The sequence below is a fragment of the Niveibacterium terrae genome, from assembly GCF_048213115.1.
Classification (GTDB): domain Bacteria; phylum Pseudomonadota; class Gammaproteobacteria; order Burkholderiales; family Rhodocyclaceae; genus Niveibacterium; species Niveibacterium terrae.
In genome coordinates this window covers 1,310,637-1,322,602 of record NZ_CP172404.1, presented here as the reverse complement: position 1 = coordinate 1,322,602, position 11,966 = coordinate 1,310,637, and the positions used below count along the sequence as shown (strand labels likewise).

The window sequence follows — 11,966 nt, the reverse complement described above, 5'->3', positions numbered from 1 at the left end:
CGCAATCAGCCCCCTACTGTGTCTCTGTCATGTCATTGCAGCAGAAATGTCACAAAATAGCGGTTTGCCTGATCGTGGAGACTGATCGCAATGAGCCGAGGCACCTGGCAGCGCCAACACCCCGCCGAGCACTACATCAATCGCGAGCTCTCGCTGCTCGCCTTCCAGCGCCGCGTTCTGGCGCAGGCGGCGGACAGCGACATCCCGCTGCTCGAACGCCTCAAATACCTCTGCATCGTCTCCAGCAACCTCGACGAATTCTTCGAAGTGCGGGTCGCCGGAGTGCGCGAACAGATCAAGCTGGGCGGCAAGCCCGCCCATCCGGACGCGTTGTCGGCGGTCGAACTCTATCGGCGGATCTGCCGCGAAGTCCATGCCCTGATCGCCGAGCAGTACGCGCTGCTCAACGATTCGGTGCTGCCGGCGCTCGCCGCCGAAGGCATCCAGTTCCTGCGCCGCAATGTCTGGACGCCTGAACAGCGGGTCTGGATACGCGACTTCTTCTTCCGCGAGCTGATGCCTGTCTTGACCCCGATCGGCCTGGACCCCTCCCACCCCTTCCCGCGCGTACTGAACAAGAGCCTGAACTTCGCGATCGAGCTGGAGGGGCGCGACGCGTTCGGCCGCGTTTCGAACGCGGCGATCGTCCAGGCGCCACGCGTTCTGCCGCGCGTGATCCGCCTCCCCCACGAGCTGACCGGAGTCAATGACGGCTTTGTGTTCCTCTCTTCGATTCTGCACGCACACGTCGGCGAGCTCTTCGCCGGCATGACCGTACTGGGCTGCTACCAGTTCCGCGTGACCCGCAACAGCGACCTCTTCGTCGACGAGGAAGAGATCAAGGATCTGCGCGCGACGCTGCAGGGCGAGCTGCAACAGCGCAACTTCGGCGACGAGGTGCGCCTCGAAGTCGCCGACAACTGCTCCACCGCGATGGTCGACTTCCTGCTCCACCAGTTCAGCCTGACCCGCGACGAGCTCTACCAGGTTCCCGGCATCGTCAATCCGGTCCGCCTGATGCAGGTTCCGGACTGGGTGGATAGGCCCGATCTGAAGTACAAGCCCTTCCAGCCCGCGATACCGAAGAACCTCGACAAACACTTCGATCTGTTCGCCGAGATACGCAAACGCGACCTGCTGCTCCACCATCCCTTCCAGAGCTTCGAGCCGGTCATCAATCTGCTGCGCACCTCGGCCGACGACCCGCAAGTCGTCGCGATCAAGATGACGGTCTACCGGACCGGAACCGATTCGGTGCTGATGGAACACCTGCTGCGCGCGGCGCAGAAAGGCAAGGAGGTCACCGTCGTCGTCGAGCTGATGGCCCGCTTCGACGAGGAAGCGAACATCGGCTGGGCTTCCCGGCTCGAAGATGCGGGCGCCCACGTCGTCTATGGCGTCGTCGGTTACAAGACGCACGCGAAGCTTCTGCTGATCGTGCGCCGCGAAGAAGAAGGCCTGCGCCGCTATGTGCACATGGGCACCGGCAACTACCACCCGCGCACGACCCGCTTCTACACCGACTTCGGGCTGATGTCGGCGAACCCGGAGATCGGCTCCGATGTCAGCGAGGTGTTCAAGCAACTGACCGGCCTGGGCCAGGCGCGCACGCTCAAACACCTGTGGCAGTCGCCCTTCACGCTACAGCCGAACGTCGTCGAGGCGATCAACCAGGAAGCCGAGTACGCGCGCGCGGGCGGCAAGGGCCGGATCATCGCGAAGATGAACGCGCTGCTCGAACCCGAGACGATCGAAGCACTCTATGCGGCGAGTTCGGCCGGAGTCGAGATCGACCTGATCGTGCGCGGGCCCTGCGCGCTGCGCCCTGGCCTGCCCGGCATCTCGGAGAACATCCGCGTGCGCTCGATCGTCGGCCGCTTCCTCGAACACAGCCGCATCCTCTATTTCGGCGGCAATGGCGACGAGAAGCTGTATCTGTCGAGCGCCGACTGGATGGACCGGAATTTCTTCAAGCGGATCGAAGTCGCCTTCCCCGTCCTCGACCCCAAACTGCGCCGCCGCGTTCTGAAAGAAGGGCTCAAAGCCTATCTTCTCGACAACTGCCAGGCCTGGGAACTCGACGGCAGCGACGGCAAATACCACCGCAAGACGAGCCGAACGACGCGCCGCGCCGCGCAGACGATGCTGCTTGACGAACTGACTTCAGCAGTTTGACTCCGCGTCAGCGGAGCATCGTGGCAGACTGACTCAGCCCTCCCCCACCAGGGAAGGGTCAGGGAGAGGGCTCAGCGCCGCTCACCCGGGCGAGTATCCCATCCCGATCCAGGCGATAGCGGGCGAAGTCCTCGGCCAGAAAGAGCCGGCCCAGGTAATGGGCGCGGGCTTCCACCTCGATATCGGCGACCGACAGGCCTTTACCGGGCCGATCCTGATAGCGCGGGCTGAAGTGGGTCAGCAGCAGATTGGCCATGCCCTGCCGTTCGGCGAAGGAAGCGATCGAAGCCGCCGAGCTGTGCTGGATTTCAGGCCCCATCCTGGCCGCGACTTCGCTCGTATAGGTCGCCTCGTGGACCAGCACCTGGGCGCCTTCGCACAGGCCGGCAAGCAGCTCGGGGCTGTCGTTGTCGCCGCCGACGACGATGCGCCGCGTCAGATCCGGATAGACGAGATAGTCGCGACTCGCCAGAGTCCGCCCCCCGAAAACGACATCCTCTCCCGTCTTGAGCGCGCCCCACAACGGGCCGCGGGGAATGCCCTCGCGGACGAGCCTGTCGGTATCGAGGCGGATAGCCCGCTTCACTTCGCTGAAGCGATACGCGAAAGAGGGCACGCTGTGCGACAGCGGCACGGCCTCGACGGCGAACTCGTCGTCCTGCCAGCCTTCGAAGGATTCGAGCGGCAGACTCTGCAGACGGAAGGGCAGATAGAGCTCGGTCAGCGAACGGGTCGCTGCGACCCATTCGATCACGGCCGCGGGCGCGACGAGCGTCAGAGGTTCGGTGCGGCCCGACATTGCGGCGCAGGCCAGCAGCCCAGGCAAGCCGTAGCTGTGATCGCCGTGGACATGGGTGATGAAGATCGCGCGCAGGCCCATGACCGTCATCGGCAGATGCAGCAAGCGGTGCTGGGTCGCTTCGCCGCAGTCGACGAGATACCAGTTCCGGCCGGACTCGGGCTGCAAGGCCAAGGCCGTCACGTTGCGCCGCTTGGTTGGCACGCCGGCCGAAGTGCCCAGAAACACCAAATCCATTTTTTCCTCAGAGGCTCAGCCGAGCGCCGTGTCGAGCACCATCATCAGCGCGAAACCGACCATCAGGCCCAACGTAGCCGGAGTCTGATGGCCATTGCGGTGGGTCTCGGGAATGACTTCGTGCGAGACGACGAAGATCATCGCCCCGGCGGCGAGCCCCAGTCCGACCGGATAGGCGAGAGGCAGGCCGCTGGAGAGGCCTACACCGAGCAGCGCACCAACCGGTTCGAGAATACCACTGGCCACCGCGACCAGCACGGCGGCGATGGCGCGGAAACCCGCTCCGCGCAGCGCCAGCGCGACGGCCAGGCCCTCCGGAATGTCTTGCAGCGCGATCGCGGTGGTCAGCGGCAGACCGACCGCCATATTGGCCTGCGAGAAACTGACGCCGATCGCCATGCCTTCGGGCAGATTGTGCAGCGCGATCGCGAACACGAAGAGCCAGACCCGGCTGCAGCGCTCGTGACCCGGGCCGCATGGCCCGCCCTTTTCATGCTCGTGCGGGATGAACTGGTCGAGCCCCAGCATCAGCAGCACGCCCAGCGCCATGCCTGATACGACCACTGCGGAACCGAGTGACTTGCTGCCAACGATTCCCCCCGCGGCATCGAGCCCCGGCAAGAGCAAGGAAAAAGAGCTCGCGGCGAGCATCATCCCGGCCGCGAAGCCGAGCAGGCTGTCTTCGAGCTTCTGGGGGATGCCGCGCAGCGCAAGCGCGGGCAAGGCGCCCAGCGAAGTCGTCGCGAATCCTGCCAGCCCCCCCAGCGTCGCGAGCCTCAGCCCCGGTGAGGCATTGCTCCAGGACTCCAGCATGAAGCCCTGAGAGAGCAGCAGGAGCAGCGCAAGCAGGCCGCAGCCCAGGCTCGCGGACAAAAAGGGGTGACGCTGCATGTGCTGGCGCAGCAAGGCCAGCCAGCCAGTTCCAGAAACGGTTTCACTCATGAAAGGACGGGCTCTCTGTCGGGCTCTGGGCTTCCAGCCTGAGGCGCTCATTCTATCCCGGCTCCGCCCCGCACCGACGGAAGCTCAACAGGAACAGCGCCCCTTACCCGACGGGGGACGCAGCGCGAGCAGCGGCAAGCGCCCCTCGACCAGCAGAGCGACCGTCCGTTCGAGTTCGCGCTCGCTGGTCGGACAGGCCTGGATTCCCAGAGCGGCGAGCTTGTTCGCAACGCCCTGCCCCATGCTGGCGGCGATGACGGCCTCGACACCGAGCAGCGGATGCTCACCCTCTCCGGACCAGACCGACAGCATCTGTCCGGGTTCGAGCTCCAGCGAACGAGGGGAGAAACCCTGAGCCGTATCGACGATGAAAAAGTGCCGGCACTTTCCGGCATGCGCCGTCAGGCTCTGACGGTTCTGCGAGGCGAGCGCGATCAGCATCGCCGCATCAGCCGCACTGACAGTCGCCACCGCAGGAGACACTGCGACGGATCAGGAAACCCTGGTCATCGCCCTCGTCGCGGTAATCGATGACCAACCCTTCCAGATGTGGCAAATAGGCGAAGTCGGCGAGCAAGCGAACCCCCTCCTGAACGAAGGCGAGATCGCTCTCTCGAATCTCGTCGGCATATTCCAGGTTGTAGGCGGCGCAGCTCTGCCCCGCATCCTGGACGCTGACGCGTACCCCCACCCCCTTGCCACGCCGGGCGAGCGCCGCGCGAATCGCCTCGGCGGCAACAGGACTCAAACTGATGGACATCCGAAACCTCCTGTTCGGGCCGGCTGAGCGGCCCTCAAATCACTGCCCGCTCGCGAGCTTGCGCTTTGCGCAGCCGCAGCGATGGCCCTCTTGGCCGGACTCCCCGTGGCCATGACCGTGGCCCTTGCCGCCGCAGCACCGATGATCGGGATCGTCGTGCCCATGCACCCCGCAGCACCGGTGCCCGGCTGCATGTTCATGGTCTGCGCCAATGCACCCGTCGGCCTCTCCGTTTTTATGCTGATCTGATTTCATGCTTTTCCCTCCGCGTTCTGTTCCGGTTCGGCGAGCCGTTCGACGCACTCGCCCGTGACGATTCTCAATGCCTTTCCGCCCAGCAGCGCTTCGGCCACCTTGCGGTGCGCGCGGGCGATGATGTTGCCGAAAGTCTGGCGCGACACCCCCATCCTTGCCGCCGCATCGGCCTGATACAGTTCATCGAGATCCGCGAGGCGCAGCGCCTCGACCTCATCGAGTTCCAGCACGACTTCATCGAGTTCGCACAGCGGAACGCCGCGCGGCTTGAAATAGTCCGCCGAGAGTGCGCAGGCGACTTTGCGGCATTTGACCGGTCGGCCCATCAGCAGGATTTCGCAGTGCAGGGCTTGAGCCTGGGCGCCAGAGTCTGCATCGCGCCACCATCAACGACGTGCGTATAGCCGAGCTGCTCCAGCGTCGCTTTCGCGGCGGCGGAGCGGCGACCGCTGCGGCAATAGACGAGGATGGAACTCTCCTTGTTGAGCCCTTTGATCGCCGAAACCCCCTCGCCGACGCGCTCGACCGGGATGTTCAGCGCGCCTTCGATGTGTCCGGCCGCGAATTCCTCGGGCGTGCGGACGTCGACGATCGCGGCCGGCTTGACGCCGTCGAGGCTCAGGCCAGCAGCTTGGGCGCACAGCGCAGAGCAGAACAGCAGAACCGACAGCAACATTTTCATCGCAACAGCCTCTCCCGGACAGGGCGAACTCGCCCGGCTCAGATTATGGCATATGCTAACATCCGGAACCAATCCCTCCCCTTCCGCGTCCACCGCGCTGCGGCCCCCCAAGGAGATCAAGCATGGAAAACGTCGTTGTGATCGGCGCCAGCGCCAAACCTGAACGCTACTCGAACAAGGCCATCCGGATGCTCGCCGAATACGGGCACACGCCGATCCCGGTCGCGCCGCGCGAAGAAGAAATCGAAGGGCTGAAAACCTACACCCGCCTCCCGGACATCACCGCGAAAGTCGACACCGTGACGATGTACGTCGGAGCCGCCCGCCAGGACGAGCTGATCGCCGGGATCATCGGGCTCGCGCCGAAGCGGGTGATTTTCAATCCCGGCACCGAGAACCCGGATGCCTACCCGCGCCTGAACGCCGCCGGCATCGAGACGCTCGAAGCCTGCACGCTGGTGCTGCTGCGCAGCCACCAATTCTGAGCGCGCCATGACGACTCTGATCCTGCTCGCAATAGGATTGGGCGCCGGACTGCTTTCTGGAATCTTTGGCATAGGCGGTGGCGTTCTGATCGTTCCCGCCCTGGTCTATGGGCTGGGCTTCGATCAGAAGCTGGCGACGGGAACCAGCCTCGCAATCCTGCTGCCGCCGGTCGGCCTCGCCGCGGTCATCGAATACCACAAACGCGGCGATGTCGATCTACGCGCCGCGGCGCTGATCGCGGTGATGCTGATGATCGGCAGCTGGCTCGGCGCCCATGTGGTCGGCCAGATGGACACGAAAACGGTCAAGGCCTCCTTCGGCCTCTTTCTGATCGCGTTGGGCGTCTGGTTCTCGTTTGAAGCGCTGAGCGGTCGTTAGGAGCAGGCTCGGCCGTAAAATGCGGCTCACGCCGAGGGTTTGCGGCGCAAGAGCTCAAGCGGGATGTGACAGTAGCCGCCGGGGTTCTTGTCGAGGTAGTCCTGGTGATATTCCTCGGCCGTGTAGAAGCGGCCCAGAGGCTCGATCTCGGTCACGATGGGCGCCGGATACTTCGCCTGTTCGGCGTCCCGGGATTCGGTGATCACGGAGAGATCGCTGCTATCGACGTAATAGATGCCGGTCCGGTACTGGTTGCCGACATCGTGACCCTGCTGGTCCTTCAAGGTCGGATCGACGATCCGCCAGAATGCGGCGAGGAGCTCAGTGAGGCTGATCCTCGTCTCGTCGTAGTCGATTGCACAGGCTTCCGCGTGCCCGGTCGTGTGCGTGCACACCTCTTCATAGCTCGGGTTCGGCTTGTGCCCGTTCGCATAGCCGACCGTCGTCGCGATGACTCCGCCCAGATTCTTGAAATAGGCTTCGACGCCCCAGAAACAGCCCCCCGCGAACACGATCTTCCTCATCCCCTGCTCCAGTGATCCTGATCAGGACGGCATTGTAGCGTCAGTGACGCCCGCCCGAAGCCGGGGTGAGCCACCAAAACTCAGGCGCGCCTGGCCTTCTCGACTCCGTCGACATCGCCGATCAGCGTGACGGCCTTCTGCACCTGGGCGGCGCTGCGCACTTCGACCGTGAAGCGCATGAAGGCGCGCCCTCCGCGCGACATCGTGTTGACCGAGATGACGTTGAGCTTCTCGTGGGAGAGGATCTCGGAGATGTCACGCAGCAAGCCCTGGCGATCACTCGCCTCGACCGCGACATCGATCGGATAGACGTCGGACTGTGCGAGCTCGGACGTCTGGTCTCCCCACTCGGCGGCGACAACCCGCTCGGGTAGCTTGTCCGACAGGTTCTGGAAGTCGCGGCAATCGATGCGGTGGATCGACACGCCCTTGCCCCGGGTCACGAAACCCGAAATCGCATCGGGGGGCGCGGGCTTGCAACACTTGGCCAGAGTCGTCAGCAGCTGACCTACGCCGACGACGAGGATCTTGTCGTGGCCCTTCGCGCCGCGGCTGCGCCCGATATGCACTTCGGGCGCCGGCTCTTCTTCAGCCACACCTCCGTGCAGCGCGATCTGGATCTGCCGCGGGCCGACATCACCCCGCCCGACCGCGAGCAGGAAGCCATCGAGATTCTTGAAACCCAGCCGGGAGGCGAGTTCATCGAGTCCGGCGCGCGACTGGTTCTCGCGCTGCAGCTCGCGCAGCGCGATCGTCCTGCCCTGAGCGAGCGTCTCAGCCTCTTCCTGGAGCGTGAACCAGCGTCTGACCTTGGCGCGCGCGTTCGCGGTCGCGAGGTAACCCAGCTGCGGATTGAGCCAGTCGCGCGACGGGCCGCCCTGCTTCGCGGCGATGATCTCGACGACCTGACCGCTCTCGAGCGGCGTGTTCAGCGCGACCATCTGGCCGTCCACCTTGGCACCCCGACAGCGGTGGCCGAGGTCGCTGTGCACGCGGTAAGCGAAGTCGATCGCCGTCGCCCCCTGGGTCATGTCGACGACACGGCCCTGTGGCGTCGTCACATAGATCGTATCGTCGAGCGAAGCGCGCTTCGTGTGCGACTCCCACTGCGCGGAGTCGGAGATCTCTTCGCGCCATGACAGCAGCTGACGCAGCAGCGCGATCTTCTCGTCGTACTCGCCGGTGCTCTGCTGGGCACCTTCCTTGTAACGCCAGTGCGCGGCGACGCCCAGTTCGGCATGGCGGTGCATCGCATAGGTGCGGATCTGCACTTCGAGCGCCCGCTCATCCCGGGCGCGCACGGCCGTGTGCAGGCTCTGGTAATTGTTGCCCTTGGGCTTGGAGATGTAGTCGTCGTATTCGCCGGGGATCGGATGCCACAGCGTATGAACGATGCCCAGCGCCGTGTAGCAGTCGCGGATGTCGTCGACGAGCACGCGTAGCGCCCGCACGTCATAGACCTGGGAAAAATCCAGGTTCTTCGAACGCATCTTGTTGTAGATGCTGTAGATGTGCTTGGCACGGCCATAAACCTCGGCCTTGATGCCGGCCGCCGCGAGCTCGGAGCGCAGACGTTCGACCGCCTGGGTGATGAAGGCTTCGCGTTCGACCCGACGCTCGTCGAGCATCTTCGCGATGCGCCGGTAGGTATCGGGTTCCAGGAAGCGGAAGGAGAGGTCTTCGAGCTCCCACTTGAGCTGCCAGACGCCGAGCCGGTTCGCGAGCGGCGCGAACAGGGCCATGCTCTCGCGGGCGACCGCTTCGCGATCGGGATTCGGATTCTCGGTGAAGAAGCGCAGGGTCTGGGTGCGGCTCGCGAGCCGCAACATGATGACCCGGATGTCCTCGACCATCGCGAGCAACATCTTGCGCATCACCTCGGCCTGGTTCGCGAACTCCGCGCCCGGCGATTTCGCGGCCTTGTGCGAGATCACGCGCAACCCGTTGAGCCGGCGCAAGCCTTCGACGAGGCGCACGACCTGCCGTCCGAAGCGCTTTTCGATCTCCTCGAAAGGCGCGGGAAGGCAGTCCCCGACTGCAAACAGAATCGCGGCGAGCCGGGTCTCCAGATCGAGGCGCAGCGCGACCGCGATCAGACACATGCCCAGCGAGTGATTGACGATGGGCTCGCCGCTCGCGAGCAGCTTTTCGCCATAGAGCGGCAACGCGAAATCGAGGGCTTCGCCAAGCGTATCCCGGGCCGCGTCAGGCAAGCCTTCCGAGAGTTGCTCGAGCGGCGGCACGGCGCCAAGCGTGTTGGCAAGCGAATGAGTGACTTGAACCATTCCGCCATTATCACACACGGCCGGCCCCTCTACCCGGCCTGCTAGACTTGCCCCATGCGCTGCTTCTCACGCCTCTTCAAACGCCGAACCGCCCCGCCCGTCCCCGCCGAACAATGGGAGACGGTCGAAGCCCCTCTCGCCGACCTGCTCGCTCACCTGAGTCCGGCGGAAAGGGCGTCGCTGCGCACGCAGGCGCTCGACTTCCTCGCCCGCAAGCAGATCTGCGGCGCGGCCGGGCTGCAGATCACCGACGAGATCCGCCTGACGATCGCGCTCCAGGCCTGCCTGCCCATCCTGAAGCTGGATCTGGCCGCCTACGACGGCTGGGTCGAGATCATCGTCTATCCGGGGGACTTCGTGATCCCGCGCCGGCAGGTCAGTGAGGACGGCGTTCTGCACGAGTACGACGAGATCGCGCTCGGCGAAGCGTGGAAATCGGGTCCGGTCGTGCTGAGCTGGTTCGGCGAAACCGCAAACCCTCCCGGGACGAACGTCGTGATCCACGAGTTCGCACACAAGCTGGACATGATCAACGGCGAGGCCGACGGCCTGCCGCCGCTGCACGCGGGGATGTCGATCAGGGATTGGGAACGCGCGTTCAGCCTCGCCTACCGCAGCTTCTGCCGGTGCGTCGATGCGGGCGAGAATCTCGGTATCGATCCCTATGCCGCCGAGCACCCGGCCGAGTTCTTCGCGGTCCTCTCGGAGGTCTTCTTCGCATCCCCCGCCACGCTCGCGAGGCTCTATCCGGCGGTCTATCGCCAGCTCGCCCTGTTCTACCGCCAGGATCCGCTCGCCGCCCGGCCCGCCCCACCCGCCAGCCCGTTCCGCTTCTAAAAAAACGGGCTGCCGAAGCAGCCCGTTTCATTTGAAGCAAACGCTCAGGGACGCGGCTTGTCGCCGGGCCAGTCGGGCAGAGCCGGCATCTTGTCTGCCGAGGTGCGGCCGCTCAGCGCCGAGAGTTCGGCCAGACGACGGCCCGGTTCGGAGCCGACGTAGTCCCAGTTGAAGCGCCATTCCCAGCAACCGGTGATCCCCGGAGTATTCATCCGGTGGAAGCCATCGAGGCCCAGCACGTCCTGGAACTGGTAGATCGCCATCTTCGCGACCGACATCGATGCCGCACGGATCATCGTCCAGTGGATGTCGTGACCATCGGTGGCGAGATAGGTGCGGGCGAACGCGCGCTCGCGCTCGGTGCAGGTCGCCCACCAGCCGCGAATCGTGTCGTTGTCGTGGGTGCCCGTATAGACGACCGTATTCGGCACATAGTTGTGCGGCAGGAAGTTGTGATCAGGGCCCGCGGCGAACGCGAACTCGAGCACGCGCATGCCCGGCAGGCCGCAACTGTCGCGCAGTTCGACGACATCCGGCGTGATGACCCCCAGATCCTCGGCGATGATCGGCAGCTTGCCCAGCGCCTTTTCGATTGCGTCGAACAGCGGCTTGCCCGGCCCCTTGACCCACTGGCCGTGGATCGCGGTCGGTTCCGAGGCGGGGATCTCCCAGTAGCCAGCGAAGCCGCGGAAGTGGTCGATACGGATCACATCGGCCAGCGCGAGCTGACGCTTGACGCGCTCGACCCACCACGCGTACTTGTCCTTCTCCATCGCCGCCCAGTTGTAGAGCGGGTTGCCCCAGCGCTGACCGGTCGCCGAGAAGAAATCGGGCGGCACACCGGCGATCAGGGTCGGCCAGTTCTTGTCGTCGAGGTGGTACAGGTCGGGTCTGGCCCAACAGTCGGCGCTGTGGTGCGCGACGAAGATCGGCAGATCGCCGATCAGCTGGATGCCGCGCTCGTTCGCATAGGCCTTGACCGATCGCCACTGGCGGTCGAAACACCACTGAATGAACTGCCACAGCGCGATCTTCGGCGCCAGGTCCTTGCGCGCCTTGTCCAGAGCCTTCTTCTCGCGTCGCGCGATCGGCGCGTCCCAGTCCGGCCACAGCCGGCCGGCGAAGTGCTCGTCGAGCGCCATGAACAGCGCGTAATCGTCGAGCCAGCCCTTCTCCTGGGTGCAGTACGCGGCAAAAGCCGCCTTGTCGGCTGCCGAACCGTTGATCAGGAAGTTCTCGGCAGCGACTCTGAGCTTGCCCAGGCGGAAAGGCACGACCCGGCCGAAGTTGACCCGACCGTCGTCGAAGCCGACGCGCTCTTCGGGCGTGATCGGCGCGAGCCAACCACGCTGCACGAGATCTTCAAGGTCGACCAGAAGAGGATTGCCGGCAAAAGCCGAAACGCTCATGTACGGAGAGTTGGCCGGACCGATCGGCATCAGCGGCAGCACCTGCCACAGGCTCTGTCCAGCTGAAACCAGCCAGTCGACAAAATGGTAGGCACCAGGTCCCAGGTCACCGCAGCCATTGGGGCCGGGCAAGGAAGTGGGATGCAGCAGAATGCCGCTGGTGCGTCGATCAAAAACCATCTCCGTATTCCTTTCTT

Annotated in this window: 14 protein-coding genes; 5 read left to right on the top strand and 9 right to left on the bottom strand. The window is 64.7% G+C overall.

What is annotated here, in order from left to right:
- The first annotated feature begins 90 nt into the window (after window positions 1–90).
- Window positions 91–2,175 carry a polyphosphate kinase 1 gene (gene ppk1, locus ACHFB9_RS05945; protein WP_417070197.1) on the top strand — a complete coding sequence of 695 codons (2,085 nt, stop codon included), beginning with the start codon at window positions 91–93 and terminating at the stop codon, window positions 2,173–2,175.
- Between the two features lie 58 nt (window positions 2,176–2,233).
- Here ppk1 and ACHFB9_RS05940 read toward each other — a convergent pair whose 3' ends face one another.
- From ACHFB9_RS05940 to ACHFB9_RS05925, 4 genes are all read right to left on the bottom strand, one after another.
- Window positions 2,234–3,211, bottom strand: a complete 978-nt coding sequence (locus tag ACHFB9_RS05940) for a ribonuclease Z (RefSeq protein WP_417070195.1) — start codon at window positions 3,209–3,211, stop codon at window positions 2,234–2,236.
- Window positions 3,212–3,226: 15 nt separating this feature from the next.
- Window positions 3,227–4,153, bottom strand: coding sequence for a ZIP family metal transporter (locus ACHFB9_RS05935; protein ID WP_417070193.1), 927 nt, complete (start codon window positions 4,151–4,153; stop codon window positions 3,227–3,229).
- Between the two features lie 84 nt (window positions 4,154–4,237).
- Window positions 4,238–4,624, bottom strand: coding sequence for a NifB/NifX family molybdenum-iron cluster-binding protein (locus tag ACHFB9_RS05930; protein ID WP_417070191.1), 387 nt, complete (start codon window positions 4,622–4,624; stop codon window positions 4,238–4,240).
- Window positions 4,602–4,913, bottom strand: coding sequence for a HesB/IscA family protein (locus tag ACHFB9_RS05925; protein WP_417070189.1), 312 nt, complete (start codon window positions 4,911–4,913; stop codon window positions 4,602–4,604). The genes ACHFB9_RS05930 and ACHFB9_RS05925 overlap by 23 nt, the downstream gene beginning before the upstream one ends.
- 105 nt (window positions 4,914–5,018) lie before the next feature.
- Here ACHFB9_RS05925 and ACHFB9_RS05920 point away from each other — a divergent pair, with 105 nt between their 5' ends.
- Window positions 5,019–5,162 (top strand): hypothetical protein, encoded by a 144-nt coding sequence (locus ACHFB9_RS05920; RefSeq protein ID WP_417070187.1) that lies wholly within the window; start codon window positions 5,019–5,021, stop codon window positions 5,160–5,162.
- 2 nt (window positions 5,163–5,164) lie between these two features.
- Here the strand turns inward: ACHFB9_RS05920 and ACHFB9_RS05915 are convergent, their stop codons facing one another.
- Together ACHFB9_RS05915 and ACHFB9_RS05910 are read right to left on the bottom strand one after the other, a co-directional pair.
- Complete coding sequence (locus tag ACHFB9_RS05915; protein ID WP_417070186.1) at window positions 5,165–5,494, bottom strand: DUF134 domain-containing protein; 330 nt, start codon at window positions 5,492–5,494, stop codon at window positions 5,165–5,167.
- Window positions 5,494–5,850, bottom strand: coding sequence for a rhodanese-like domain-containing protein (locus ACHFB9_RS05910; protein WP_417070184.1), 357 nt, complete (start codon window positions 5,848–5,850; stop codon window positions 5,494–5,496). The genes ACHFB9_RS05915 and ACHFB9_RS05910 overlap by 1 nt, the downstream gene beginning before the upstream one ends.
- A gap of 122 nt (window positions 5,851–5,972) precedes the next feature.
- On the opposite strand from ACHFB9_RS05910, the gene ACHFB9_RS05905 reads away from it, so the two are divergent.
- Together ACHFB9_RS05905 and ACHFB9_RS05900 are read left to right on the top strand one after the other, a co-directional pair.
- Window positions 5,973–6,335, top strand: coding sequence for a CoA-binding protein (locus ACHFB9_RS05905; RefSeq protein ID WP_417070182.1), 363 nt, complete (start codon window positions 5,973–5,975; stop codon window positions 6,333–6,335).
- Between the two features lie 7 nt (window positions 6,336–6,342).
- Window positions 6,343–6,714 (top strand): sulfite exporter TauE/SafE family protein, encoded by a 372-nt coding sequence (locus tag ACHFB9_RS05900; RefSeq protein ID WP_417070180.1) that lies wholly within the window; start codon window positions 6,343–6,345, stop codon window positions 6,712–6,714.
- Between the two features lie 26 nt (window positions 6,715–6,740).
- On the opposite strand, the gene msrA is transcribed toward ACHFB9_RS05900, so the two are convergent.
- Window positions 6,741–7,238, bottom strand: coding sequence for a peptide-methionine (S)-S-oxide reductase MsrA (gene msrA, locus ACHFB9_RS05895; RefSeq protein ID WP_417070178.1), 498 nt, complete (start codon window positions 7,236–7,238; stop codon window positions 6,741–6,743).
- Window positions 7,239–7,318: 80 nt separating this feature from the next.
- The gene (locus ACHFB9_RS05890) at window positions 7,319–9,523 is read right to left on the bottom strand and encodes a RelA/SpoT family protein (RefSeq protein ID WP_417070176.1); all 2,205 of its coding nucleotides are present in this window, start codon (window positions 9,521–9,523) and stop codon (window positions 7,319–7,321) included.
- Window positions 9,524–9,577: 54 nt separating this feature from the next.
- Between ACHFB9_RS05890 and ACHFB9_RS05885 the strand changes: the two genes are divergently transcribed.
- Window positions 9,578–10,360, top strand: a complete 783-nt coding sequence (locus ACHFB9_RS05885) for a zinc-dependent peptidase (RefSeq protein ID WP_417070174.1) — start codon at window positions 9,578–9,580, stop codon at window positions 10,358–10,360.
- Between the two features lie 44 nt (window positions 10,361–10,404).
- Here ACHFB9_RS05885 and malQ read toward each other — a convergent pair whose 3' ends face one another.
- Window positions 10,405–11,949 carry a 4-alpha-glucanotransferase gene (gene malQ / locus ACHFB9_RS05880; protein WP_417070173.1) on the bottom strand — a complete coding sequence of 515 codons (1,545 nt, stop codon included), beginning with the start codon at window positions 11,947–11,949 and terminating at the stop codon, window positions 10,405–10,407.
- Window positions 11,950–11,966 lie beyond the last annotated feature (17 nt).

Bases quoted from the DNA above. Each gene is read 5' to 3' on its own strand.
- ppk1 (WP_417070197.1), top strand. From the start codon at position 91: ATGAGCCGAGGCACCTGGCAGCGCCAACACCCCGCCGAGCACTACATC.
- ACHFB9_RS05940 (WP_417070195.1), bottom strand. From the start codon at position 3,211: ATGGATTTGGTGTTTCTGGGCACTTCGGCCGGCGTGCCAACCAAGCGG.
- ACHFB9_RS05935 (WP_417070193.1), bottom strand. From the start codon at position 4,153: ATGAGTGAAACCGTTTCTGGAACTGGCTGGCTGGCCTTGCTGCGCCAG.
- ACHFB9_RS05925 (WP_417070189.1), bottom strand. From the start codon at position 4,913: ATGTCCATCAGTTTGAGTCCTGTTGCCGCCGAGGCGATTCGCGCGGCG.
- ACHFB9_RS05915 (WP_417070186.1), bottom strand. From the start codon at position 5,494: ATGGGCCGACCGGTCAAATGCCGCAAAGTCGCCTGCGCACTCTCGGCG.
- ACHFB9_RS05910 (WP_417070184.1), bottom strand. From the start codon at position 5,850: ATGAAAATGTTGCTGTCGGTTCTGCTGTTCTGCTCTGCGCTGTGCGCC.
- ACHFB9_RS05905 (WP_417070182.1), top strand. From the start codon at position 5,973: ATGGAAAACGTCGTTGTGATCGGCGCCAGCGCCAAACCTGAACGCTAC.
- ACHFB9_RS05900 (WP_417070180.1), top strand. From the start codon at position 6,343: ATGACGACTCTGATCCTGCTCGCAATAGGATTGGGCGCCGGACTGCTT.
- msrA (WP_417070178.1), bottom strand. From the start codon at position 7,238: ATGAGGAAGATCGTGTTCGCGGGGGGCTGTTTCTGGGGCGTCGAAGCC.
- ACHFB9_RS05890 (WP_417070176.1), bottom strand. From the start codon at position 9,523: ATGGTTCAAGTCACTCATTCGCTTGCCAACACGCTTGGCGCCGTGCCG.
- ACHFB9_RS05885 (WP_417070174.1), top strand. From the start codon at position 9,578: ATGCGCTGCTTCTCACGCCTCTTCAAACGCCGAACCGCCCCGCCCGTC.
- malQ (WP_417070173.1), bottom strand. From the start codon at position 11,949: ATGGTTTTTGATCGACGCACCAGCGGCATTCTGCTGCATCCCACTTCC.